Annotated in this window: 28 protein-coding genes; 12 read left to right on the top strand and 16 right to left on the bottom strand. The window is 62.3% G+C overall.

What is annotated here, in order from left to right; genetic code table 11:
* Positions 1 to 92 precede the first annotated feature (92 nt).
* The 3 genes from BUB78_RS14560 to plsY are packed head-to-tail and all read left to right on the top strand — an operon-like array spanning position 93 to position 2,953.
* Positions 93 to 1,064, top strand: coding sequence for a DUF4268 domain-containing protein (locus tag BUB78_RS14560; RefSeq protein ID WP_073199207.1), 972 nt, complete (start codon positions 93 to 95; stop codon positions 1,062 to 1,064).
* Positions 1,065 to 2,345: a dihydroorotase gene (gene pyrC, locus BUB78_RS14555; RefSeq protein WP_073199205.1), complete on the top strand. Its 1,281-nt coding sequence runs from the start codon at positions 1,065 to 1,067 to the stop codon at positions 2,343 to 2,345.
* A complete protein-coding gene (plsY, locus tag BUB78_RS14550) occupies positions 2,345 to 2,953 on the top strand; it encodes a glycerol-3-phosphate 1-O-acyltransferase PlsY (RefSeq protein ID WP_073199202.1) in 609 nt (202 codons plus the stop codon). Before pyrC ends, plsY begins: the two co-directional genes overlap by 1 nt.
* 65 nt (positions 2,954 to 3,018) lie before the next feature.
* Here plsY and BUB78_RS14545 read toward each other — a convergent pair whose 3' ends face one another.
* The 4 genes from BUB78_RS14545 to BUB78_RS14530 all read right to left on the bottom strand — a co-directional run bounded on the left by BUB78_RS14545 (position 3,019) and on the right by BUB78_RS14530 (position 6,363).
* Complete coding sequence (locus BUB78_RS14545; RefSeq protein WP_073199200.1) at positions 3,019 to 4,389, bottom strand: glutamate--cysteine ligase; 1,371 nt, start codon at positions 4,387 to 4,389, stop codon at positions 3,019 to 3,021.
* A gap of 65 nt (positions 4,390 to 4,454) precedes the next feature.
* Entirely contained in the window at positions 4,455 to 4,982 is a 528-nt protein-coding gene (locus tag BUB78_RS14540) for a hypothetical protein (RefSeq protein ID WP_073199198.1), read from the bottom strand.
* Positions 4,979 to 5,635, bottom strand: coding sequence for a hypothetical protein (locus BUB78_RS14535; RefSeq protein ID WP_073199196.1), 657 nt, complete (start codon positions 5,633 to 5,635; stop codon positions 4,979 to 4,981). Before BUB78_RS14535 ends, BUB78_RS14540 begins: the two co-directional genes overlap by 4 nt.
* On the bottom strand, positions 5,632 to 6,363 hold the full coding sequence (locus tag BUB78_RS14530) for a 16S rRNA (uracil(1498)-N(3))-methyltransferase (protein ID WP_073199194.1): 732 nt from the start codon (positions 6,361 to 6,363) through the stop codon (positions 5,632 to 5,634). The genes BUB78_RS14535 and BUB78_RS14530 overlap by 4 nt, the downstream gene beginning before the upstream one ends.
* Positions 6,364 to 6,374: 11 nt before the next feature.
* On the opposite strand from BUB78_RS14530, the gene ubiA reads away from it, so the two are divergent.
* From ubiA to BUB78_RS14515, 3 genes are all read left to right on the top strand, one after another.
* On the top strand, positions 6,375 to 7,352 hold the full coding sequence (gene ubiA, locus BUB78_RS14525; RefSeq protein WP_073199192.1) for a 4-hydroxybenzoate octaprenyltransferase: 978 nt from the start codon (positions 6,375 to 6,377) through the stop codon (positions 7,350 to 7,352).
* A 63-nt stretch (positions 7,353 to 7,415) separates the two neighbouring features.
* Complete coding sequence (locus BUB78_RS14520; RefSeq protein WP_073199190.1) at positions 7,416 to 9,299, top strand: OmpA family protein; 1,884 nt, start codon at positions 7,416 to 7,418, stop codon at positions 9,297 to 9,299.
* Between the two features lie 13 nt (positions 9,300 to 9,312).
* Positions 9,313 to 9,648, top strand: coding sequence for a hypothetical protein (locus BUB78_RS14515; protein ID WP_073199188.1), 336 nt, complete (start codon positions 9,313 to 9,315; stop codon positions 9,646 to 9,648).
* Positions 9,649 to 9,689: 41 nt separating this feature from the next.
* Here the strand turns inward: BUB78_RS14515 and BUB78_RS14510 are convergent, their stop codons facing one another.
* The 5 genes from BUB78_RS14510 to BUB78_RS14490 all read right to left on the bottom strand — a co-directional run bounded on the left by BUB78_RS14510 (position 9,690) and on the right by BUB78_RS14490 (position 13,253).
* On the bottom strand, positions 9,690 to 10,229 hold the full coding sequence (locus tag BUB78_RS14510; RefSeq protein ID WP_073199186.1) for an adenine phosphoribosyltransferase: 540 nt from the start codon (positions 10,227 to 10,229) through the stop codon (positions 9,690 to 9,692).
* Between the two features lie 68 nt (positions 10,230 to 10,297).
* The gene (locus tag BUB78_RS14505; protein ID WP_073199184.1) at positions 10,298 to 10,678 is read right to left on the bottom strand and encodes a hypothetical protein; all 381 of its coding nucleotides are present in this window, start codon (positions 10,676 to 10,678) and stop codon (positions 10,298 to 10,300) included.
* Positions 10,679 to 10,770: 92 nt separating this feature from the next.
* A complete protein-coding gene (locus tag BUB78_RS14500) occupies positions 10,771 to 11,397 on the bottom strand; it encodes a LysE family translocator (protein WP_073199181.1) in 627 nt (208 codons plus the stop codon).
* Between the two features lie 18 nt (positions 11,398 to 11,415).
* Entirely contained in the window at positions 11,416 to 12,288 is an 873-nt protein-coding gene (locus BUB78_RS14495; protein ID WP_073199179.1) for an S-methyl-5'-thioadenosine phosphorylase, read from the bottom strand.
* Positions 12,289 to 12,428: 140 nt separating this feature from the next.
* On the bottom strand, positions 12,429 to 13,253 hold the full coding sequence (locus BUB78_RS14490) for a cysteine hydrolase family protein (protein ID WP_073199177.1): 825 nt from the start codon (positions 13,251 to 13,253) through the stop codon (positions 12,429 to 12,431).
* Between the two features lie 137 nt (positions 13,254 to 13,390).
* Between BUB78_RS14490 and BUB78_RS14485 the strand changes: the two genes are divergently transcribed.
* Positions 13,391 to 14,311: a helix-turn-helix domain-containing protein gene (locus tag BUB78_RS14485; protein WP_245813498.1), complete on the top strand. Its 921-nt coding sequence runs from the start codon at positions 13,391 to 13,393 to the stop codon at positions 14,309 to 14,311.
* A gap of 9 nt (positions 14,312 to 14,320) precedes the next feature.
* On the opposite strand, the gene BUB78_RS14480 is transcribed toward BUB78_RS14485, so the two are convergent.
* Positions 14,321 to 15,712 (bottom strand): diguanylate cyclase, encoded by a 1,392-nt coding sequence (locus BUB78_RS14480; RefSeq protein ID WP_245813497.1) that lies wholly within the window; start codon positions 15,710 to 15,712, stop codon positions 14,321 to 14,323.
* A gap of 92 nt (positions 15,713 to 15,804) precedes the next feature.
* On the opposite strand from BUB78_RS14480, the gene BUB78_RS14475 reads away from it, so the two are divergent.
* The 4 genes from BUB78_RS14475 (at position 15,805) to BUB78_RS14460 (ending at position 19,350) form a co-directional block, all read left to right on the top strand.
* On the top strand, positions 15,805 to 16,083 hold the full coding sequence (locus BUB78_RS14475; RefSeq protein WP_139279360.1) for a DUF3572 domain-containing protein: 279 nt from the start codon (positions 15,805 to 15,807) through the stop codon (positions 16,081 to 16,083).
* On the top strand, positions 16,080 to 16,790 hold the full coding sequence (locus BUB78_RS14470) for an HAD family hydrolase (RefSeq protein ID WP_073199169.1): 711 nt from the start codon (positions 16,080 to 16,082) through the stop codon (positions 16,788 to 16,790). The genes BUB78_RS14475 and BUB78_RS14470 overlap by 4 nt, the downstream gene beginning before the upstream one ends.
* Positions 16,787 to 17,677 (top strand): DMT family transporter, encoded by an 891-nt coding sequence (locus tag BUB78_RS14465; RefSeq protein WP_073199167.1) that lies wholly within the window; start codon positions 16,787 to 16,789, stop codon positions 17,675 to 17,677. Before BUB78_RS14470 ends, BUB78_RS14465 begins: the two co-directional genes overlap by 4 nt.
* A 110-nt stretch (positions 17,678 to 17,787) precedes the next feature.
* Positions 17,788 to 19,350, top strand: coding sequence for a trimethylamine methyltransferase family protein (locus tag BUB78_RS14460; protein ID WP_073199165.1), 1,563 nt, complete (start codon positions 17,788 to 17,790; stop codon positions 19,348 to 19,350).
* Positions 19,351 to 19,495: 145 nt separating this feature from the next.
* Here BUB78_RS14460 and BUB78_RS14455 read toward each other — a convergent pair whose 3' ends face one another.
* Genes BUB78_RS14455 through BUB78_RS14445 form a run of 3 tightly spaced genes read right to left on the bottom strand, consistent with a single transcriptional unit; the run spans position 19,496 to position 20,703 of the window.
* Positions 19,496 to 20,041, bottom strand: a complete 546-nt coding sequence (locus BUB78_RS14455) for a pyridoxamine 5'-phosphate oxidase family protein (RefSeq protein WP_073199163.1) — start codon at positions 20,039 to 20,041, stop codon at positions 19,496 to 19,498.
* Positions 20,042 to 20,055: 14 nt separating this feature from the next.
* The gene (locus BUB78_RS14450; protein WP_073199161.1) at positions 20,056 to 20,238 is read right to left on the bottom strand and encodes a hypothetical protein; all 183 of its coding nucleotides are present in this window, start codon (positions 20,236 to 20,238) and stop codon (positions 20,056 to 20,058) included.
* Between the two features lie 12 nt (positions 20,239 to 20,250).
* Positions 20,251 to 20,703 (bottom strand): YqfO family protein, encoded by a 453-nt coding sequence (locus BUB78_RS14445; protein WP_220084013.1) that lies wholly within the window; start codon positions 20,701 to 20,703, stop codon positions 20,251 to 20,253.
* An 81-nt stretch (positions 20,704 to 20,784) separates the two neighbouring features.
* Here BUB78_RS14445 and BUB78_RS14440 point away from each other — a divergent pair, with 81 nt between their 5' ends.
* Positions 20,785 to 21,456, top strand: a complete 672-nt coding sequence (locus BUB78_RS14440; protein ID WP_073199159.1) for a helix-turn-helix transcriptional regulator — start codon at positions 20,785 to 20,787, stop codon at positions 21,454 to 21,456.
* A gap of 68 nt (positions 21,457 to 21,524) precedes the next feature.
* Here the strand turns inward: BUB78_RS14440 and BUB78_RS14435 are convergent, their stop codons facing one another.
* From BUB78_RS14435 to BUB78_RS14425, 3 genes are all read right to left on the bottom strand, one after another.
* Positions 21,525 to 22,139 carry a cation efflux transmembrane domain-containing protein gene (locus BUB78_RS14435; RefSeq protein WP_073199157.1) on the bottom strand — a complete coding sequence of 205 codons (615 nt, stop codon included), beginning with the start codon at positions 22,137 to 22,139 and terminating at the stop codon, positions 21,525 to 21,527.
* Positions 22,140 to 22,202: 63 nt separating this feature from the next.
* Entirely contained in the window at positions 22,203 to 22,961 is a 759-nt protein-coding gene (locus BUB78_RS14430) for an ABC transporter permease (RefSeq protein ID WP_073199155.1), read from the bottom strand.
* Positions 22,958 to 23,614 (bottom strand): TenA family protein, encoded by a 657-nt coding sequence (locus BUB78_RS14425; protein WP_073199154.1) that lies wholly within the window; start codon positions 23,612 to 23,614, stop codon positions 22,958 to 22,960. Before BUB78_RS14425 ends, BUB78_RS14430 begins: the two co-directional genes overlap by 4 nt.
* Between the last annotated feature and the right edge of the window lie 2 nt (positions 23,615 to 23,616).

Genomic DNA, 23,616 nt, shown 5'->3' with positions numbered 1-23,616 from the left:
GAACCGAAAGACCCAAGGATGTCAGGCCGGATCGCGATGATCGCCCTGCTGGTGATTTTCGCCCTCACCGGGTTGATGATCTGGGTGGCGGGATGAGTGAGCTTGGACGCCTGCGCCGTGTCGAGCTTCGCGATACCTGGCAATCCGAGGCGCAGGACTTTACCCCCTGGCTTGCGCGTGAGGATAATCTGACGCTGTTGGGCGAGACCTTGGGAATTGACCTTGAACTAGAGGCGGTCGAACAGAATGTCGGGCCGTTTCGCGCCGATATCCTGTGCAAGGATACGCTGAGCGATCTCTGGGTTCTTGTCGAAAATCAGCTTGAGCGGACGGACCACACCCATCTTGGCCAGCGCATGACCTATGCTGCGGGGCTGGATGCGGTCACAATCGTGTGGATCGCGGCGCGTGTCGCGGATGAACATCGCGCGGCGATGGATTGGCTCAATGAGATAACCGATAGCGAGGTGCGGTTCTTCGCTCTTGAGGTGGAACTGTGGCGCATCGGCGATAGCCCCGCCGCCCCCAAGTTCAATGTGTTGAGCAAGCCGAACGATTGGTCGCGCAGTACATCGGACGCCAAAAAGGCGGTTGCGGAAGGCGACCTGTCACCCACTCGGCAGATGCAGCGGGAATATTGGGCAGAATTTGAGGCGCGTTTGCCGGAGTTCAGCAAGCGCGTGCGTCCGGTCAAGCCATTGGCCCAGAATTGGTTGGTGCACAGTATCGGAAAATCTGGTGTGACCCTGAACGCATCATGGAACCTACAGGAAAACTGGGTGCGGGCTGAAATCTATCTGACAGGAAAAAGCGCTGACGATTATTTCAACTGGTTTAAGAGTGATCGTGCTGAAATCGAGGATGAGTTGGGAGAATCTTTGACCTGGTATGACGAGGCGAAAAGTGATCGTCGTATATACCTTTCCAAGACGTATCCGAACATATCTGATCGAGAAACCTCGCCGGAGCAGCATGAATGGCTCGCCCGAAAGATGGATGATCTGCATCGGGTGTTTCACGCAGAGGTCCGAAAACTTGATCCGCAAATCGCAGGGATGATCTGAATGACCAAAACCCTTTTCACAAATGCCCGGCTGATCGATCCTGAGGCGGGCACCGATGGCCTTGGCTGGCTCTTGGTCGAGGGCGGCAGGATCACGGCGATGGGGGGCGAGGCCGACGCGCCAGGGGCGGACGAGCGGCTCGATTGTGCGGGGCAGTGCCTTGCGCCGGGGATCGTCGATATCGGGGTCAAGGTCTGCGAACCCGGTGAGCGGCACAAGGAAAGCTATCGCTCGGCGGGGCTTGCGGCGGCGGCGGGGGGCGTCACGACCATGGCGACGCGGCCCGATACTCTGCCCGCAATCGACAGCCCCGAGGTGCTTGAATTTGTGGCCCGGCGCGCCAATGAGGCCGCGCCGGTCAATGTGCTGGTGATGGCGGCCCTGACCAAGGGGCGCGACGGGCGTGAGATGACCGAGATCGGCTTTTTGATGGATGCCGGCGCGGTGGCCTTTACCGATTGCGATCACGTGGTGAGCGACAACAAGGTTCTGAGCCGTGCGTTGACCTATGCGCGCAGCCTTGGCGCGCTTGTCATCTGTCATCCGCAAGACCCCGGTTTGAGCGCGGGCGCCGCCGCCACCAGCGGCAAGTTTGCCAGCCTGCGCGGTCTGCCGGCGGTGTCGCCGATGGCCGAGCGGATGGGGTTGGACCGCGATATCGCTCTGCTGGAAATGACCGGCGCCAAGTATCACGCCGATCAGATCACCACCGCGCGCGCCCTTCCGGCCCTTGAGCGGGCCAAGCGCAACGGGCTTGATATCACCGCAGGCACAAGCATTCATCACCTCACACTCAACGAGCTGGACGTGTCCGACTATCGCACCTTTTTCAAGGTCAAGCCGCCGCTGCGCTCGGAAGAGGACCGGCAGGCGGTGATCGAGGCGCTGCGCTCGGGGTTGATTGATATCATCAGCTCGATGCACACGCCGCAGGACGAGGAAAGCAAGCGTCTGCCGTTTGAAGAAGCCGCCAGCGGCGCCGTCGCGCTTGAGACTTTGCTGCCGGCCGCCTTGCGGCTCTATCACGCCGAGGCGCTTGACCTGCCGACGCTGTTTCGGGCGATGTCGCTTAATCCGGCGAAGCGGCTTGGGCTGGCGGCGGGGCGGCTTGCGGTCGGGGCGCCGGCGGATCTTGTGCTGTTTGATCCGCATAAGCCGTTCGTTCTGGACCGTTTCGCGCTGCGCTCGAAATCCAAGAACACACCCTTTGACGGCGCGCGCCTGCAGGGTAAGGTGCTGGCGACCTTTGTTGCCGGAATCCCTGTTTATGAGGCCGATTGATGCCACTTTTTGAAACCACGACTGCTGGCCTGATCCTCTGGGCCCTCATTGGCTATGGGCTTGGGTCGATCCCCTTTGGCATGGTGCTGGCGCGGATCATGGGGCTTGGCAATCTGCGCGAGATCGGATCGGGCAATATCGGCGCGACCAATGTGCTGCGCACCGGCAACAAGAAGGCGGCGGCGCTGACGCTTTTGCTCGACGGGGGCAAGGGCGCGGTTGCCGTGCTTTTGGCGCGGGTCTTTGCCGGGGAGGACGCGGTGCAGCTTGCGGCGCTGATGGCCTTTATCGGCCATTGCTATCCGGTCTGGCTTGGGTTTCGCGGCGGCAAGGGGGTTGCGACCTTTCTCGGCATTCTGCTGGCGCTGGCCTGGCCGGTGGGGGTTGCCTGTTGTCTGACCTGGCTGGTTGCGGCGCTGATCAGCCGGATGTCGTCGATGGCGGCAATCATGGCGGCGGCGCTGTCGACGGGCTGGGCGATTGTGCTTGGCTATGGGCCGGTTGTCATTCTGGTGTTTGTGCTGACCCTTCTGGTGTTTTGGCGCCATCGCAGCAATATGGCGCGGATCAAGGCCGGCACAGAGCCGAAGATTGGCCGAAAGGGGTAAGTGCGGCGCGAGGGGCGCTGCCCCTCACACTCCCCGGGATATTTTCCGGCAAGAAGAAGCCCCGTTCAGTAGCTGTATTCGGCGTAGATACGGTCAAGGTTACCGTTCCAGTCGCCGTGGAAATGCTCGAGCAGTTCGTCGGCCGGGGTTTTGCCGGTCTCTATGCTTTCATTCAGGGCATTGAGGAAGTGGGTCTCGTCCGGGATCATGCCGCCGCCGCCCGAGCGCGCGCGCGCCTTGAGGCCGGCATTCGAGATTGCTACGGCCTCGCGGGCGATGTCGTGCAGGCCGATGCCGTTGACCTTGGCCTGAAGACCATCGACGCTTGCGGCGACGCGCAGGCCCTTGCGGGTTTCGGCGTCCCATGATTTGCAAATATCCCAGGCCGCATCGAGCGAAGATTGGTCATACATCAGCCCGACCCAGAAGGCCGGCAGGGCGCAAAGCCGACGCCAGGGGCCGCCATCGGCGCCGCGCATTTCCATGAATTTCTTGATCCGCGCCTCGGGGAAGATCGTGGTCAGGTGATCGGCCCAATCCGAGAGCGTGGGTTTTTCACCCGGCAGGGCGGGCAATTCGCCGCGCAGGAAATCGCGGAAGGATTGGCCGAGAGCGTTGATGTATTTGCCGTCACGATAGACGAAATACATCGGCACATCGAGCGCGTAATCGGCGTATTGTTCAAATCCGAAGCCCTCGTCAAAGACAAAAGGCAACATGCCGGTACGTGCCGGATCAAGATCGCGCCAGACCCGCGCGCGCCATGATTTATGGCCGTTGGGTTTGCCCTCGAAGAACGGCGAATTGGCAAACAGGGCGGTGGCCACCGGTTGCAACGCAAGGGCGACGCGGAATTTCTGGACCATGTCGGCTTCGGAGCTGAAATCGAGGTTGACCTGAACGGTGCAGGTGCGGCGCATCATCGTCTGGCCCATGGTGCCGACGGTCTGCATGTAGCTGTCCATCAGCTTGTAGCGGCCCTTGGGCATCAGCGGCATCTGCTCGTGGGTCCAGACCGGGGCGGCGCCAAGGCCGATAAAGCCGACGCCGACCTTGTCGGCGATATCCTTGACGTCGCGCAGGTGGGCGTTCACCTCGTCGCAGGTCTCGTGGATGGTTTCGACCGGCGCGCCCGAAAGCTCAAGCTGACCGCCCGGTTCAAGCGAGACATTGGCGCCGTCTTTTTCAAGCCCGATAAGCTTGCCGCCCTCTTCCACCGGCGCCCAGCCGTGGCCGTCGCGCAACCCCTCAAGCACCGCGAGAATGCTGCGCTCTCCCTCGTAGGGGATCGGTTTGAGCGTGTCCTTGCAATAGCCGAATTTCTCGTGCTCGGTGCCGATGCGCCAGTCGTCTTTGGGCTTGCAGCCGCTCGCCATATACTCGGCAAGCTGGTCGTGATGTTCAATCGGCCCGCCGCCGGATTGTGGAATGGACATGATCGGGCCTCCTGATCGGGTCACCTAGGGTTGGGAAACACAAGTGGCCTTTTGCGCGCAGAGTGTCAATGCAGCCTTAGGTGTGAGGCGGCGGTTTGAGGCTTTTGCCAGATCACGACCACTTGATCGGAAGGGCGGCGCATCTGGGCGAGCATATGTTCGGTGCGAATGCCGGGCAGGGTGGCAAAGGCGTCAAACAGCGCCTCGGCGCCTTCAGCAGTCAGCGGGATGGCAAGCTCGGGCTGGCCCGGCTGGCTCAGGAGCCAATGGGCGGGGCGCGAACGCGGATCAAGCTTGAGGGTGCTCAGATCGCCCATCGCCACAACCCCGCCGGTCAGCGGGCCGAAATAGGCCACCTGGCCCTCATCAACGCGCACCACGCCCGGCCCGCCAGACCCGGCGCGAAAGCGGGCGCGTTGCAGGCCTGCGGCAAGGATGGCGGCGGCGAGGACAAGAACGACATAGCCAAGCCACTGCAAGAGGCCGATGGTGGTGAGTGCCCACCACAGGCCGATGGCGAGGGTTGCAACGCCCACCAGAACCTCGCGCCAGCGCCAGAGGGCGGCGCGCGCTTCGGGGCGCATGAAGCTCATGATCGATCCCCGTCGCACAATTGCCGTGGTGACTGTGACGGGATGGGGTGATCCGCCTCGCGCCAGTCATAGGGCGCGCGGATCGGCGTGAACGCCATATCCGTGAAGTCGCGGATCAGGGTAAGCTCCTGCGCCTTGCGCAGGTACAGGCGGCCCTGTTCGGTATGATAAAGGTCGTTTTCAAAGCGGTCCGACGGCGTGGTCTGCTCTGCTTTTTCAGATTGCCGAAGCCTGTCATCGTATTCCCGGATGCGTTTCAGGCCCGAGGCCCGACCGATGATGTCACCCTCGCCCGCGACGATATAGTGAGCGTTATCAATGAATGAGCCTCCGCCGCCCCAGGTGTGCCCCTGTGGAAAAAGGGCCAGAGCGGTGAAATAGGGCGGGCGCGAGATGGCGCTGTAACTGCCCTTGCCTTCGCTCCTCCATCGGCCGTCGAGGGCGAAGTAAATGAAATGTTTTCCATCGGGCGAGAGGTTGCAGCGTTCAACGTATACTTTGTGGTCAAGCCACTGACCGTCCTCAAAGCGGTTGGTCTGGCGGTCCCACAGGATCATGCGATAGCGCTTGCTCGGTCCCTGTCGCAAGATCACGGCGCGGCTGTTGTCGCGCGCGAAAAACAGGTGCAGCTTGATGGTCGGGACCATATTCATGCCCAATCCCCCAAAGCCTGTTGCCAGAGGGTCATGGCGGCGACGGCGGCGGTGTCAGCGCGCAGGATGCGCGGGCCAAGGGCAATGGCATGGGCAAAGTGCAGGGCATGAAGGCGGGTGCGTTCGGCCTCGGAAAACCCGCCCTCCGGCCCGATGAGGATGGCCCAGGGCGCGCCCTTTGCGAGGCCGCCTGTCAGGGCGGAAGAGCCGCCCGCAAGCGCCTCGTCGCAAAACATCAGCTGTCGCCCGGCGGGCCAGTCCGCGATCAGCCGGTCGAGTTTCTGCAACCCGCAAACCTCGGGCACAAAGGTGCCGCCGCATTGCTCGGCGGCCTCGAGAGCATGGGCCTGAAGGCGATCCTGTCGGATGCGTTCGGAATTGGTGAATTCGGTCTGCACCGGCAGGATGCGCGCCGCGCCCATCTCGGCGGCCTTTTCGACGATGAAATCGGTGCGCGCCTTTTTGATCGGCGCAAACAGCAGCCAGAGATCGGGCGGATCGCGTTGTGCGCGGGTCTGCTCTTCGGCCCTGAGCAGGCCGCCGCGCTTACCGGCCTCGGCCACGGTGGCGCGCCATTCGCCATCGGTGCCGTTGAACAGCAAAACCGGATCCCCCGCGCCCTGTCGCATCACCCCGAAAAGGTAGTGCGCCTGGTCGCGGTCCAGAGGAACCGTTTGCCCTTGCCCCAAAGGGTGCTCTACATAAAGTCTGATCTTAGCCGTTTTCATGAGGCCAACATATGACCGGAAACAACCAGACGCCAGAGGCCGTGGGCGAGAATGCCGGACAGGTGGCCGATGCCTATCGCGGCAATTGGGTGGACCGTCTTGCCCCCGCCGCGACGCGCCCCTATCTCCGCCTGGCGCGGGCGGACCGGCCAATCGGGACCTGGCTTTTGCTGTTGCCGTGCTGGTGGGGGCTGATGCTTGCGATGCTGAGCGACGGGCGCGCGGGCTGGCATGATCTCTGGATTTTTGCGGGCTGCGCGATTGGGGCCTTCCTGATGCGCGGGGCGGGTTGCACGTGGAACGACATCACCGACCGCCATATCGACGGCTCGGTGGCGCGCACCGCATCGCGGCCTATCCCGTCGGGTCAGGTCAGCGTCAGGGGCGCTTTGGTATGGCTCGCCGCGCAGGCGCTGGTGGCGTTTGGCATCCTTTTGACCTTTAATCTGGCCGCCATTGCGCTTGGCGTTTTGTCGCTTTTGCCGGTTGCGGTCTATCCCTTTGCCAAGCGGTTTACCTGGTGGCCGCAGGTGTTTCTGGGGCTGGCGTTCAACTGGGGCGCGTTGCTGGCCTGGACCGCACACACCGGTCGGCTAGAAGCGCCGGCGGTGTTGCTGTACCTCGCCGGGATCGCCTGGACGTTGTTTTATGACACGATCTATGCCCATCAGGACGCCGAGGATGATGCCTTGATCGGGGTGAAATCGACGGCGCGGCTGTTTGGGGAAAATTCGCCGCGCTGGTTGCGGTGGTTTCTCGTTATCTCGGTGTCGATCATGGCGGTTGCGGTCATCTTGGCGGTGCCAGATGGGCGACCACTCGCGCTTTTGGTGGCGCTCTGCGGGCCCTGGGCGATGGGCTGGCACATGCAATGGCAGATGCGCCAGCTCAAGCTTGATGACACATCGCGGCTTTTGATGTTGTTCCGCTCGAACCGGGATGCGGGGCTTTTGCCTGTGCCGTTTTTCGCCGTCGCCCTGCTGCTGTGATTGATCTTGTGCGGGCAGCGGCCTAAAGACAAAGCCCAGGGAACAAGGACCGGCCAGAACCTCATGCGTTTATCCTCAGTTTTCACGATTGCCGCAGCGTTTTTCGGAGCGGCCGTTTTATGTGTGGTTGCCGCCGGATTCGCGGTCAGCGCCATCGAAGACGGATCGCGCCGCGCGGTGCGTGATACGCTCGATCTGCAAGACATGGTCTGGGCCGAGGTCGATACCGACGGGCTTCAGGTGTTTCTGGCGGGCACGGCCCCGACCGAAGCCGCGCGCTTCAAGGCGCTGTCGGTGGCGGGCACGATTGTTGATGCCGCGCGGGTGATTGACCAGATGCTGGTTCAGGATGCCGCCGATATCGCGCCGCCGCGGTTCTCGATCGAGATATTGCGCAACGACCGGGGCATTTCCCTGATCGGGCTGGTGCCAAGCGCCACGGACCGCAACGAGCTTTTGGCCGGTATTGCCAAGGCCACGGATGGGGCCCCGGTGGCCGATCTGCTGGATGTGGCGGATTATCCCTATCCCGAGACATGGCCCGATGCGCTTGACTATGCGGTGCGCTCGCTTGGCAAGCTGCTGCGCACCAAGATTTCGGTCAGCGCCGAGCGGGTTGAAATCACCGCCATGGTCGACAGCCCCGAGGCACAACGCCGGGTCGAAACCGATCTGGCGCGTGGCGCGCCGGATGGTGTGCGCCTTGCGCTCGCTATCTCGGCGCCGCGTCCGGTGATCACGCCGTTCACCCTGCGCTTTTTGATCGAAGACGGGCGCGCGCGGTTTGATGCCTGCTCGGCCGATACCGAAGAGGCGCGCGAGCAGATTTTGCGCGCTGCAGGGCAGGCCGGTCTTCAGACCAAGGCCGATTGCGTGATCGGCATGGGCGTGCCCTCGCCACAATGGGCGCATGCGGCCGAATTGGCGATTGCCGCTGTTGGCAAGCTTGAGGGCGGCAGCGTGACCTTCTCGGATGCCGATATCGCGCTCTGGGCGCCACAAGGCACGCCGCAGGGAGAGTTTGACGATGTGGTCGGCCAGCTTGAGGCCGATTTGCCCGAGGTCTTTGCCTTGCAGGCGACACTGCCGCCGCCGCCGAATGCCGACGCGCCGGTGGTGCCTGAATTCATCGCCACGCTGTCGCCCGAGGGGCAGGTTCTGATCCGCGGGCGGGTGAACAGCGAGGCCACACGCGACACCGTGGACAGCTTTGCCAAGGCGCGGTTTTCATCCGATGCGGTGCATGTCACCGCGCGGGTGGCCGAGGGCCTGCCGAAGAGCTGGCCGTTGCGGGCTCTGACGGCGCTTGAAGCCCTTTCTTACCTGTCGAACGGGGCGGTGACGGTGACGCCGGATACCCTTGCGGTGCAGGGCAATACCGGGCGCAAGACCGCAAGCGCGCAGATTTCGCAATTCCTGTCGGAAAAACTTGGCGGTTCAGAACAGTTTTCGATCGACGTGACTTATAAGGCGGCGCTTGATCCGGTGGCGGGCCTGCCCACGGCCGACGAATGCGAGGCCGAAATTGCCGAGGTGCAAACCGGCCGCAAGATCAACTTCGAGCCGGGCTCGGCCACGATCGACAGCGCGGGCGCGGCGATCATGGATGATATCGCGGAGATCCTGAAGCGCTGTGGCGAAATTCGCATGGAAATCGGCGGCCATACCGACAGCCAGGGCCGCGAAGAGATGAACGAACAGCTCAGTGAGCAACGCGCGCGCGCCGTCCTGAACGAATTGCGCCTGCGCCGGGTTCTGACATCCTCGATCGACGCCAAGGGGTACGGCGAAAGCAAACCGATTGCCGATAATGCCACCGAGGACGGGCGCGAGACCAACCGGCGGATCGAATTCCGCCTGATCCGCCCCGAGCCGGTGCCGGAAGAGCAAACAGGCCTTGAAAGCCTAGAAGAACCGGTGGAAGAAGGAAGCGAAGTGCAGGACTAGGAAGACACGACCGATGAACAGAACTGAGTTTATCATTGCCACCGCCATCGTCTTGTTCGTGGCGTTTTGCATGGGCTGGTTCGCGAATTGGCTGATCCACCGTTTCATCCGCGTGGCGGGCTCTGATGTGGGCGAGCTGGAGCGTATGGCGCAGGAGCTTCACGAGGCCGAGGAAACCCGCGATCAGGCGATCACCTATCTGCAACAGCGCGAGGCCGAGCTGACCAATCAGCTCAGCCAGACCGAAGCCGAGCTTGCCGCCACGATGGACGGGTTGCGCGAGGCGCGCTATGAGGCCGAACAGATGCGGGCGCATCTTGAAAAGGTCAGCGGCCGCGCGGCGGGATAAGCACCGGATTTCGAGTATTTTTCTGGAACAATGAAAGACGCCTAAAACCCGTCGAACGCGCAGAGTGCGTGAACATCCATGCCCATGGTTTCCAGCCGGGCGCGCCCGCCAAGATCAGGCAGGTCGATGATGAAGGCACAGCTCAGGATTTCGCCGCCCAGCCTCTCGATCAGGCGAATGCCCGCCGCTGCGGTGCCGCCGGTGGCCAGAAGATCGTCAACCACGAGGATCTTCTCGCCCGGCTGAATGGCGTCATCGTGAATCTCGACGGTCGCCTCGCCATATTCGAGCGTGTACTCCTCGGAAATCACCGCAGCGGGCAGCTTGCCCTTTTTTCGGATCGGAACAAAGCCGACGGAAAGCTGATGGGCGATGGCCCCGCCAAGGATAAAGCCGCGCGCCTCGAGGCCGACGACCTTGTCGATCCGCTGTCCGACATAGGGTTGCAGCATCTGGTCAATGGCGATCCGGAACCCGCGCGCATCGGCAAAAAGCGTGGTCACATCGCGAAACATGATCCCCTCGTGGGGGAAATCCCTGATCGTGCGAATGTAATCCTTGACGGTTTTGGTGTTGGGCATTGGCGGGGCTTTCGGAATTGTGGCGTCGCGACGGGGTTTAGGCGCAAGGCGGGCGCAAGCGCAAGGCCTCAGAGCGCGCGACGGTAATCTGCGATACCTTCCGTGAGGGCGCTGACGCCCCAAAGCACAAGGGCGAAGATCACCACGCAGACCATGAAATTCAGCAGCGTTTGCAAACGCCGTTGTACGCGGGTGGTGGGATTGGCGAAAAACGGAATTTCAGGGCGCAACAGAAAGCGCGAGGCCAGATAGGCAAAGAGAAGTGCCGCGAGGCACCAATAGGTCACGTCGAAAATCAGCGGATCATAGGTTTGCGCCAGATAACTGGCCAGGCCGACCAGCAGAATCCAGCGAATGACCTGAAACACCTCGTCGGTGAAGGCCTCAAAGCGGCGGCCCATCTTGTGGCGCTGGTTCGGGTCACTCAGGCGATGCAAAATATTGCTCATGGGGCTATCAGAGCATGCATTGCCCCACCCGGTATAGCCCTGGCGGCCTGTATTGCCTTACGCGCGCGAAGATGTGACCGGATTTGGTGATGTCAGCCGGCGCGGCGCAGGGTTGCGGTCATGACCCCCATCCCGATCAAGGCCATGCCGCCCGAGCGTGTGAGCCATGTGATCACCGAGGGCCACTTGATCGTGGCGCGCAGGCGATCGGCCAAGAGGGCATAGGCAAGCGCATTGAGCGCGGCAAGCGCGACGAAGGTGGCGATCAGGATCGCGAATTGCGGGGCAAGCGGGGCATCAAGAGTGACGAACTGCGGGACGAAGGCGATGAAAAACCCGATGGATTTGGGGTTGAGCGCGGTCACGGCGGCGGCATGGGCCAGAACCTTGCGCGGGGTGCTGTCGGGCGTGGCTACAGCCTCAAGCCCGTCGATGCGCGGCGTGCGCAGCAACTTGAGCCCCATCCAGATCAGATAGGCCGCGCCAATCCATTTGAGCAGCGTAAAAAGCGTCGCCGAGGCCAGCACCAACGCGCCAAGCCCCAAAAGCGAGGCGGTCATCGCGATCAGATCGCCCAGGGCCACGCCCGTGGCCGAGGCAAGCGCGACCCGTCGGCCCTGTGACAGGGCATAGCTTAGAACCAACAGAACAGTTGGGCCGGGAATGAGCAAAAGCGCGGTCGAGGCGGCAACGAAGGTCAGCCAGAGATCAAGCGACATGATAGACTCCCCTTTTTTTTACAGAACACGGCCCGCAACCGCATCAAGCTTGGCCATGAGGGCCGCATCGCGGGCCTCGGGGGCGGTGAGAATGGCGAATTCAAGCGCCCGGTCACAGCCATGCGGACAGGGCGCGCGATCCGCGCCCAAAAGCGACGGCAGGCGGCGCACCATATCGCGGCCCTTGTCGGCATTGCCCATAAGCGTGGCGATGATGGCGGTCACATCGACCTCGCCGTGATCGGGGTGCCAGCTATCGTAATCGGTGATCATCGCGACGCTTGCATAGCAAAGCTCGGCCTCGCGGGCGAGTTTCGCCTCGGGCATATTGGTCATGCCGATCACGTCGCAGCCCCAGACCTCGCGGTACATTTTCGATTCCGCCAGCGTGGAAAACTGCGGGCCTTCCATCGCCAGATAGGTGCCGCCCGTGTGCACGGTGACACCTGCCGCGCGCGCCGCCTCTTCGCAGGCCGCACCAAGGCGCGGACAGGTCGGATGCGCAACGCTGACATGGGCGACGCAGCCGGTGCCAAAGAATGAGCTTTCCCGCGCGACGGTGCGGTCGATGAACTGATCCACGATGACGAAATCGCCCGGCGCCATGTCTTCGCGAAACGAGCCAGAGGCCGACACGCTGATCACATCGGTGACGCCAAGCCGCTTGAGCGCGTCGATATTGGCACGATAGGGCACGGTGGTCGGCGAGTGCACATGACCGCGTCCATGGCGCGGCAAAAACGCCATTTTGACACCCTCAAGCGTGCCGGTCAGGATTTGGTCCGAAGGCGCCCCCCACGGGGTTTCAATGGCCTGCCAGGTGGCATCCGCGAGCCCGTCAATCTCGTATAGGCCAGAGCCGCCGATTACGCCGATCATCGTGTCAGTCATGTGAAATCCCTGCAAAATGGAGTGTTTGACAAACTGTTACGACTGTTTGGGTCAAATGAAAATGCCTGCACCGGTGAAGGTGCAGGCAAGGCGCGCGCCGCCCTCATCCCCGAAGACGGGCGCGCCGGGCCGGGCAGAGGTTAGCCCAGATTTTCGACAACCTCGTCCGTGCTCCAGACGGCGTTGGCCATGTAGCGAAAGTTGATCAGGGCGGCGAGATATCCGTCGCCCTCGGGCAACATCGCGGCGGCGGTCCCATCTGAGACCACGGCCACCTCGAACCCCTGCTCAAGCAACTCGCGCATATGGCTTTCGGTGCACAGATTGGCCGACATGCCCGCAAGGATCACCTGATCAATGCCGCGCTTGCGCAGTTGCAGGACCATCTCATTGGTTTCGGGGCCATACACCTTGTGCGGCGAACAGATGATGGTTTTGCCGTCATGAATATACTCTTTATATTCAGGCATATAGTCGGCGCCAGATCCCTCGAACCCGTCGAGCGACAGCGGCCCCGCACGATCAAACATGCCGATCTTGTGCATCAGCTTTTCAAGCGCGCCTTCGAATTTCCAGCCGTGATCAGTGGGGTAATAGTAATGCGGCGAGATCGCCACGGTTAGGCCCTTGGCCTTGGCCGCGCGAAACAGGCGGCCGATGTTTTCAACCGTTTTGTTGCGCGTCACGCTTTCGCCGACCACGCCCCAGGTGACCCCGTCGGGCGACAGGAAATCGACCTGCGGGTCGGTGACCACAAGCGCCGTGCGCGACAGATCAAGCACCATGTCACTTGGCGGCAGGGCCGGTTCGGCGGGGGGCGCATAGGGGTCTGTGGCCTGTGCCTCGGCGGTGCCTGCGGCGAGGGTGGCGGCGGTGGCCGCACCAAGCGCTGCGGTGCCGGTCAGGGCCTGGCGGCGGGTGAACCTTGGGTCATGTCCATGATCGTGGTCGTTGCAATTGCACATTTTGGCATCCTTTTTGAATCGTGGTTTCGCATGCCTTAAGCTGGCAGGTCCGATGTGCCTTTTCGTCCTGAATACGTGGCTTCACGATTAGTTTTGGTGCCAGTCCTGCCAAGGCATGACAAAATATTCCCATGCATATGACCCATCCAAACCCTGACCCGCATGACCGTGTCCTGACCGAGTTGGACATCGAGGCCGATCCCTTTGCCATCTGCGCGCTTGAAGGGGCCTGTACGCTTGGCCTTGGGCGTGCGCCGGGGGCGACCTTGCATTATGTGCTGGGCGGGCAGGGGCGGCTAAGCTTTCAATCCTTGCCGCCGATTGATCTGGTGCCGGGGCGGTTGGTGCTTGTGCCTTCAAGTCTGCATCATTCGCTGCGCAACCATGGCGGTGGTCAGGTCGGATTGCCGGTCTGCCAGCCTGCGGGTCTTGATCTTGAACAGCATGTCGCGCGCGGCGAGGGCGGTGGAAATATGGTGGTGCTCTGCTCGACGGTTCGGCTTGGCCTGCGCGACACCCACGGGCTTGTCGATCTGATGCGTGTGCCGCTGACGCTTGACCTTGGCGATGCGCCGGGGGCGGCGCAGGCGATCAACGCCCTTGTCGGCGAGGTGACGCAGCCGCGCACCGGGCGGCGGGCGATGATCCGGGTGCTGTTGTTGCAATGCGTGATCGAGATGCTGCGCCAGCGTCTGGATGCGGGTGACCCGGCGGTTCTCTGGCTTGGCGCGCTGGCCGATCCGGGCCTGTGGCGCAGCCTGCGCGCGATGCTGGATGATCCGGGCGCCGCGCATTCTCTGGAAGGGCTTGCCGAGGTCGCGGGCATGAGCAGATCCCGCTTTGCCGAGCGGTTTCAGATGTCTTACGGCCGTGCGCCGATGGGGTTTTTGCGCGCCCTTCGCCTTGCGCGCGCCGCGCAGCTTTTGACCGAGCGCCGCGAGCCGGTGAAACGCATCGCACAGATGGTGGGCTTTACCAGCCGCAGCGCCTTTACCCGCGCCTTCATCGAGGTATGGGGCCAGTCGCCGCGCGCCTTTCGTCAGGAAAAAACCGGTTGATTGCCCGCCTCAGGCCGCCGAGCGGGCGCAAAAGGTTACCTTGTTGCGCCCCTGCGCCTTGGCCAGGTAAAGCGCGCGATCGGCCTCATCAAGCAGAAGATCAACGGTCGGGGCGACATAGGCAGCGCTGGGCGTTGCCATTGTCACGCCGATGCTGATGGTCACGTGCAGGGGCTCGCTCTGGCCCGGCACGGTGATTGGTGTCTGGCGGATCACGTGACAGAGCCGGTCGGCGGTCTGCTGGGCGCGAAAGCGGTTGCTGCCGGGGGTCACGATCAGAAACTCCTCGCCGCCGATCCGCGCCAGCATGTCGCCCTCGCGCAGATGCGCGCGAAGCTGATTGGTCACGGCGCAAAGAACACTGTCGCCGGCGGCATGACCATAGCGGTCATTGACCTGTTTGAAGAAATCGAGGTCGGCCACCATGACGGCAAAGCTGCCCTCGGTCTGGCGCGTTTCCTCAATCAGGCGGTTCAGAAATGGCAGGGCATAGCGCCGGTTATAGGCGCCGGTCAGCGGATCGACCACAGCCGCCTGAAGGCCCAGCAAAAGCTGTGTGCGCATTTGCTTGCTCCAGCGTTTGTGGCAAAGCTGATTGTCCATCCGAAGCGCAAGTTCATCGCGGTCCGCCAGACCGATGATCACGTCATTCGCCCCCATATCCAGCAGGGTGACGGCAAGCGGGCTTGTGTCGCCATCCAAAAGCGCGATCACCGGACAGCAATGGGTACGCTGCGCGGCCTTGAGCTCGGCCAGAAGGCGCAAGCCCTCTTCGGCATCGGCAAGCCCGATCCGCAAAAGATAGACATCCGGGATTTGCTGATCCGGGGCAATCGGCATGGCCTGTTCGGTCCCGTAAGCGCTGAACTGATGGGGCGAATCCTGGGTCATCATCCCCTGAAGCGCGAGCGCCTCCGGCTTGGAGCGCGCAACGATGGCGATACGGCCCGGTCTTTGAAATTCGCGCCGCGCCTCGGCAAAGCCAAGCACATGGGGCGCGCCCGATTGCATGGTCAGGTCGTGATTGTTGTGATGCTGGCGCAAAAGGTTGCGCAGCCGCGCCAGCAAAAGCGGCTCTTGCACCGGTTTTGTCAGAATGTCATCGGCCCCCGCGCGCAGAACCGCATGGCGTTCATGCACACAGGAATGGGTCTGCAACAGGATGATCGGCGTGGTGGTCAGGTCTTTGATCTTGCGCAGAGCGATCACGAAGTCTGCGGCGGCCATGCCCGACAGATGGGCACTGGCCAGAATCAGGTCGGGCCGGGTGCTGGCGGCCATTGCCAACGCCTCAGTTGCCGAACTGGCCTGGACCACCTCGTAATGGGGCGCCGACAGTTTGACCTTTAGGACAATCCTGTTGGTGGCCAGATCATCGACAATCAGAATTTTATCTGACATGGCACAGCGCCTTTCTGACTTGCCCTTTTTGCTTGCTCGACTATCCATGTCAGAAGTTAAGAAAACCTTTCACGGAATTAACCTGGTTGAACATGAAGCAAGAATCCGCCGAGACGATCGCATTGCAGGCTTTGGCCTGGCTGGCCGGGCATGACGAGCTTTTGCCGGTGTTTTTAGGGGCAAGCGGCGCGTCAGAGACCGATTTGCGGGCGCGCGCCACCGAGCCGGAATTCCTTGGCGCGGTTTTAGACTTCTTAATGATGGACGATGCCTGGGTTGTGGAATTCTGCGACACGCAGGGCCTGAGCTATGAAACCCCGATGATGGCACGGGTGGTTTTGCCCGGCGCAGAACAGATCAACTGGACATGAGTGCCACCGCGTCAACCCGTCGGGTCGATGGCATCCTGTTTGACAAGGATGGCACGCTGTTTGATTTTCACGCCACCTGGAGTGTCTGGGCCCATAGCGTGATCCTTGACCTTGCCGAGGGCGACGCGCCCCTGATGCAGCGGATTGCCGATGCGGCCGACTACGACCTTGCGCTGCGCCGGTTTCGCCCGACCAGCCCGATCATTGCAGGCACCAATCGCGAGGCGGCGGAATGTCTGGCGCGCGCCGTGCTGCGGCGCACGGTGGACGAGATCGAGACCTATCTGATGCAATCTGCGGCCCTTGCGCCGCTGGCCCCCGCCGTGCCGCTGGCCCCCTTTCTTGAGGGGCTGGCCCTGACCGGTCTGCGGCTTGGTGTGATGACGAACGACACCGAACACGGCGCGCGCGCGCATCTTGGGGCGGCGGGCGTGGCCGGGCATTTCCATTTCATTGCCGGGTTTGATTCCGGCCATGGGGCAAAACCCTCGCCCGCGCCGCTTTTGGCCTTTGCGCACGCGATGGCGCTTGATCCGGCCCGCATCGCCATGGTCGGAGACAGCACCCATGACCTCATGGCCGGGCGCGCCGCGGGCATGCAGACCATTGGCGTGCTGACCGGCCCTGCCCAAGAGGCCGATCTTGCCCCGTTGGCGGATGTGGTTTTTCCCGATATCGGACATATCCCCGGCTGGCTTGGGGCATGACGCGCCACCCGCTGTTTGGTCTGGCTCTGGCCATGTTTGGCGCGCTGACCCTGACGCCGGATGCGTTGTTCATGCGATTGTCAGAGATGGGCGGCTATCAGATGGTCGCCTGGCGCGGCCTTTTGATGGGCACGGTCATGCTTGTGCTTTGGGCGCTGACAAGCCAGACGCGGCGGCGCGATCTTGCGGTGCTGGCAAGCGGCTATGGCGCCCTGATCCTCGTGTGCCAGTATCTCAACGCGACACTGTTCAGCCTTGGCATCGCCCATGCGCCGGTCTCGATCGTGCTCTTTTCGGTGGCAACGGTGCCGGTCTTTGCCGCGCTTTTTGCCCGCCTGATCATCAAGGAACCGACGCGCCCGGCCACATGGGTCACGATTGCGGTGGTGATGGCGGGCATCGCCCTTGCGGTTTTTGGCGGCGAGGGTGCGCGCGTCGGCCTTGATCGCGCGGCGCTTTTGGGGGCCTTGGCGGGCCTGGGCGTGGCGATGGTTCTGGCGATGAACTTTGTCATCCTGCGCGCCCAGCCACAGATACCGATCCTGTTGGTGATCGGTCTTGGTGCGCTGATTGCTGGTGCCACGGGCGCGACAATCACCGGAAGCGGCGCGATGATGCAGGGCCAGGTCTGGGCGATTGCGATCTGCGGTCTGGTGATTTTGCCGGTGTCGTTCTTTTCGCTCTCGCTGGCCTCGCGCTATACCCATGCCTCGAATGTCAGCCTTATGCTGTTGCTTGAAACGGTTCTGGGGCCGCTTTGGGTCTGGCTTGGGATCGGCGAGGCACCGACGCCGCTTATGCTTTTGGGGGGTGCCGTGGTGGTGGTGAGCCTTGCCATTTACCTCTGGTTCAGCGGGCGGCGGGCGGCCGCGAGGGCGGCGGAGTGACCGGCAGGGGATCGCGAACAGCAAAAACGACAGGATAAGTCGCAAAGCGGCATGTAGCCCCCGCAAGAGCGGTGTTTCGTTAAATCAGACGAGCACGCGGAGAGCATGACATGGCGGAAGATCTCAAACGCAGAACACGCAGCGGCGGGCGCGCGGGCAGTGTGGCCCGGCGCGGCAGCGCGGTCATCGAACAGATGCCCTGGAACCCACCAATCAATACCGACCGCCCGACAGAGCCTCTGGATCCGGCAGGGGTAGAGGCCATTCACAACGGCGCGATGCGGATTCTCGAAGAGATCGGCATCACCTTTCTCAATCCCGAAGCGGTCGAGATCCTGCGTGCCTCGGGCGGGTGCACCATCGAGGGTGAAAACGTCCGGATGGGGCGCGATTTCGTGATGGAGACGATCGCCCTGGCCCCCGAGCAATGGACGATCACGCCGCGCAATCCCGATCACACCCTGACCATTGGCGGGCGGCACCTCAACTTTGGCAACGTGTCCTCGCCACCCAGTTATTGGGACATGAAGATTGGCCGCAAGGTGACCGGCACCCGCGAGATGTGTCAGCACCTTCTGATGCTGAGCCAGTATTTCAACTGTGTGCATTTCGTCGGCGGCTATCCGGTCGAGCCTCAGGATATCCATGCCAGTGTCCGCCATCTGGACGTGCTTTATGACAAGCTGACGCTGACTGACAAGGTGGCGCATGCCTATTGCCTTGGCAAGGAACGGGTCGAGGATGTGATGGAAATGGTGCGCATCGCGGGCGGTCTCAGCCATGAGGAATTCGAAGAAAAACCGCGGATGTATACCAACATCAACTCGACCTCGCCGCTCAAGCATGACTTTCCGATGCTCGATGGCTGGATGCGGATGGCGCGGCGCAATCAGGGGCTTGTGGTGACGCCGTTTACCCTTGCCGGCGCGATGGCTCCGGTCACCATGGCGGGCGCGGTTGCGCAATCGCTGGCCGAGGCGCTCTGCGCGGTTGTGCTGGCGCAGCTGATCCGTCCCGGCGCGGCCTGTGCCATCGGGACGTTCACCAGCAATGTCGACATGAAATCAGGTGCGCCCGCCTTTGGCACCCCCGAATATATGCGCGCCACCCAGATGACCGGGCAGATGGCGCGATTCTACAAGCTGCCGATGCGCGCAAGCGGTGTTTGCGCCGCCAACGTGCCCGACGGTCAGGCGATATGGGAGACCTCGAACAGCCTGTGGTCGGCGGTGCAGTCGGGCGCGCATATGGTCTATCACGCGGCCGGATGGCTTGAGGGCGGCTTGATCGCCAGCCCCGAGAAATTCGTGATGGATTGCGAGATATTGCAGCATATCCAGCGCTATATGGACCCGATGCTGACTGCCACAGGTGTCGACGACATTGCCATTGATGCCATTCGCGAAGTGGGCGATCAGGGGCATTTCTTTGGCATTCAGCACACCCAGGACCGCTATACCACCGCGTTTTATCAGCCCTTCCTGAGCGACTGGCGCAACTATGAGGCATGGGAGGCCGCCGGGGCGGTCTGGACCCCGGCACGGGCGCATCAGATCTATCTCGAAATCATCGCGAGTTTTGAGGCGCCGCCAATGCAGGAGAGCATCCGCGAGGAGCTTGCGGCCTTTGTCGAGCGGCGCAAGGCCGAAGGTGGCGCACCGACGGATTTCTGAGGCTGGTGCCGCCCGCCTACCCCGCGCCCGCAAAAGGGGCGGGGTCTATAAGGGCTGGCGAGTTGCGGGTGGTCAGCCAGGGATGCCTCCGGCGGGAGTATTTCGGGAAAGGTGAAAGACCGGCCTGTTTGAAAGACGGGCCTTTTTACCCGAGGATCCCGGTGGGTTTGCCGTCTATGCTCTGCGCATTCTTGCGGGTCCGGTAGGCGCGCAGGCCGTCCTCGCCCATCTCGTCATAAAATGGAAGCAGGTCGGTCTCGCCGCGCGAGCGTTGGAATGTCATCACCGGAACTCCGGTGCCGCAGGACGGCTGCACCAGGTCGATGCCAAGGTCGAAGATCTGGCGGCTGCCGGGGAGCACGGGGAAGGGTTCGGCGAGGGTCGGCCAGTCAGGATCGTGCGGGTGGATGACTCGGGCCTGACCATAGACTCGCAGGATCAGCGGATCGCCGTCAAAGGCGCAGAACATCAGCGTCATCCGTCCCGTGGCCGCCACATGTGCCGCAGTTTCATTGCCGGACCCGCTGAGATTGAGCCAGGTGATCCGGTTGGGCCGGTGAATTTTCAACCTGTCCATCCCCTTGGGCGATAGATTGACGCGCCCATCGTGATCGGCGGTGGCGACGAAGAACATCGTTTGGCGGGTGATAAAGGCAGTGAAGCTTTTGTTGAGTTTACCGCTGATGACCATGATGGGTCTCCCGCTCAGAAACAGCGAACGCCGGGCTCGACCAGTTCGAACGCGGTGATTTCAAATTCGTAAAGCTCGGAATTGTCGGGCCGCATGGCGCGCGCGATCAGGCGGCCATCCTTGCTGTGATAGACCGCATGGGCCGTGTGCAGGGCACGATAGCAGGTGTCGCCGTTGGGATAGTAGTATTTGATCATGTTGCGGTTCTCTCATGTCAGGGGGCTGGGCAGGCCGCGGCCATTGTTCCACCAGCGGTTTGGATTGCTCCTGTTGGGATCATAGGCGGCGCGGCTGGCCCAGTCTTGCCGCACAAAGATCACGGGTTCTTCGTAGTGATGGGCGTCGATCAGGGCATCCATGACCTGTTCCAGCGCTTTCAGATTGCGTTCGATCGAGATTTTCAGCTCGACCATCGGGTAGGTTTCCGTTGTTCCCGCGCGAAACCCGGCCTTATGCTTGGCTGTGGTGGAGCGGGGCTCGGGCTGGGTGGTTTCTCGTCCGACGGCCGAGATGGACGCGTTGCGTTGATAGCGGCCATATCCCAGGGGGTGGACCTGCTTCACCGCATCCAGAAGCCGGTCGGTATCTTCGGCAAGGGTCTGGATTTCGATGGTCCAGACCGGGAGGAGGCGGCCGGTTCTGGCGTTGTGGTTTTCAAGCATCCGAAGCTCCTGTTTATGTGGTTTCAGGATAGCGACCCCATGCTGACAGCATCCTGTCAGCAGATGTGCTAGGGTGGTGACATGACCCGTTCGATCCGCATGTTCGATATCATTCAGATTCTCCGCTCGGCGCGCGGAGCGGTGACAGCGCGTGCGCTGGCTGATGAACTGGAAGTAACTCCGCGCACGATCTATCGTGATGTGGCCGCGCTTCAGGCGATGCGCGTGCCCGTCGAGGGGGAGGCCGGTGTCGGCTATGTTCTGCGAGCGGGATTTGATTTGCCGCCGCTCATGTTTGCCGCCGAGGAACTTGAGGCGCTTTATGTGGGCATGGCCTTGTTGCATCGTACCGGGGATGCCGGTCTTGAACGCGCGGCGCGGCGGGCCGGGGAAAAGATCGCCAGTGCGATGCCGGGCAAGGCGCCGCAGGTGCCCCTGCATGTTTCGGGCTGGAACCGGATATCGCAGGATGGGGCCGATGCCGAGCAGTTGCGTCGATATATCCGCGATGAGGCCGAGATTGAAATTGCCTATCTCGATCTGGAAGAGCGTCAAAGTCGCAGGGCGATCCAACCCTTGGCGTTGATTTATTATATTGATGTGGTGATTCTGATTGCCTGGTGCACCCTGCGGCTGGATTTCAGGCATTTCCGGATCGACCGGATCACGGAGTGTGCGCCAACCGGGTGTCATTTTACGGCAGAGGCGGCGGCGCTTCGTGAGGGCTTGGCGGAACGCGCTGCTTCGGCGTGATTGCGCCCTTCGAGATTTCAAAGGTGGCCTTGCGACGCAGTGGCGATATTTTCGTCGAATTTTCTGCGTTACGCTTCGTGGCGACGTTCGTGCCAGGCCTGGGTGACGATCTGAAAGGCAGACGACAGAAATAGCCCAGCCATCACTGCCGCCACGATCACATCGGGCCAGCCTGTTGTCGTGCCCCAGACGGCGAGGGCGGCGATGATCACCGCGACATTGCCGATCGCGTCATTACGCGAGCAAAGCCAGACCGAGCGCACATTGGCATCCCCATCCTTGTAGCGCAGCAGCAAAAGCACACTCGCAACATTTGTGGCGAGCGCCAAGACCCCTACACTGCCCATGATCGAGGCCTCAGGCAGGCCGAGGTAAAACACCCGGTAGAGGGTCGAGCCGAACACCCACGCCCCCATGAGGGCAAGGCTTATGCCCTTGGCGAGGGCGACGGTGCTGCGAACACGGGCGGCTTTACCAATCACCGCAAGCGAGATGCCATAGGTCAGAGCATCGCCGAGAAAATCAAGCGCGTCGGCCTGAAGCGCCTGGGATTGCGCCAGGTGCCCGGCGCTCATCTCGACCAGAAACATCGCTGCATTCAGGGCAATCACGATCCACAGCCGCCGTTTGTAATCGGCGGATATTCCCTCAAAGCTGGTGGTGTGGTCGTGGTGTCTGGACATGTGCCCTCGCTTTCAGGGCGTGCATATCATGGGGCAGAAGGCTTGCACAGCGCTGCACATGCCTTAGGCATGACCATGCTTTGCAGCCTTGCCATCGAGCCATTTGCGACAGGCCCGGTCCACCCCGGCATGCAGCAGGAGCGTCAGAACCGCCAGCACGATCAGCGCCGCGAACATGAGGTCAATCTTGGCGCGCCCGTTCGCCAGAAGCATGAGGTAGCCAAGGCCCTTTGAGGCCCCGACCCATTCGCCGATGATCGCCCCGATCGGGGCATAGACCGCCGCCAGCCGCAACCCCGAGGCAAAGCCGGGCAGGGCAGCAGGCACCCGGATATGCCACATAAGGCGGTGTCGATTCGCCCCCATGATCCGCCCCAGATCAAGCCAGTGCTGGGGCGTGCGCATCAACGCGTCAAAAAACGCCGACGTAACAGGAAAATAGATGATCAAAAGCGCCATCGCCACTTTGGACCAAAGCCCATAGCCCAGCCAGAGCGTCAGAATCGGTGCGAGGGCAAAGACCGGGATCGACTGGCTGAACACCATCATCGGACGGATCAACCGGCGCGCCATCGGCGAGGCGGCAAGCCCGATCGCTGAAAATCCGCCAAGGATCGCCCCCAACGCCAGCCCAAGCAAGACCTCGGCCCCGGTGATGGTGGCATGATGGGCGATCAATGCGCGGCTTTTCCAGAGGGTTTCAAACACCCGCCCCGGCCCCGGCAAGATAAAGGGCGGCAGATCGGCCAGCGTCACTAGAGCCTGCCAGAGGACAAGCGCGAGGGTGGCCGAGGCGGCGATGGTGGCGACGCGCGCTATCATGCGGTTTTATACCCTATGCTGGCCGCATCAAAGAACGCCCGCTCAAGGCGGGTTGCGGTGATGAATGTCTCTTCCACGGCGCGCCTGTCCTCGGGGCCAAGCCCGTCCCATGCGCGATCAAGCTGGTCCCGCAGATAGGTGACCACGCCTTCGAACCCTGCACCGCTATGCAAGGTGATCCATTCGCCGAACCAGAACGGCAGGTCCCCGGCCTTGTCGGCATGCGGGCTGGCCCAGCTCAGATAGGACCATTCCGCGACGACCAGCACCGCAAGCATCTGTTCGTACCGCCCCGACCGGGCGGCCTTTGCCATCAACGCCTGAAACTCTTGTGTCACCGGATGGGCGGGCGCTGGTGGCTCGGGTGTGCCGCCAAGGGCGGGGATGGCGCGCAGGAAGTAGGTGTTCTCGCGCCCCGAGATCAGCCCCAGAAACTGTGCCGCCGGGATCGCATCGCCAAGGCTTGGGGCCTGTGCGATGGCCGAGGCCAACAGCCGCACGAAGCCGTCGATGAACAGGTAATCCTGCCGCAGATAGGCCAGCATCTTGTCCTGCGCCAGGGTGCCCGCGACCAGATCGTTGGTAAAGGCATGGCTGGTGGCCGCAGTCCAGTCAGACTGGCACAGCGACTTGAGGTGATCGGTGGGGCGCATTG

It is taken from the genome of Roseovarius marisflavi (assembly GCF_900142625.1).
Lineage (GTDB): Bacteria > Pseudomonadota > Alphaproteobacteria > Rhodobacterales > Rhodobacteraceae > Roseovarius > Roseovarius marisflavi.
Note: the sequence above shows the minus strand (reverse complement) of the source record. Positions and strands in the feature narration are given on the sequence as shown.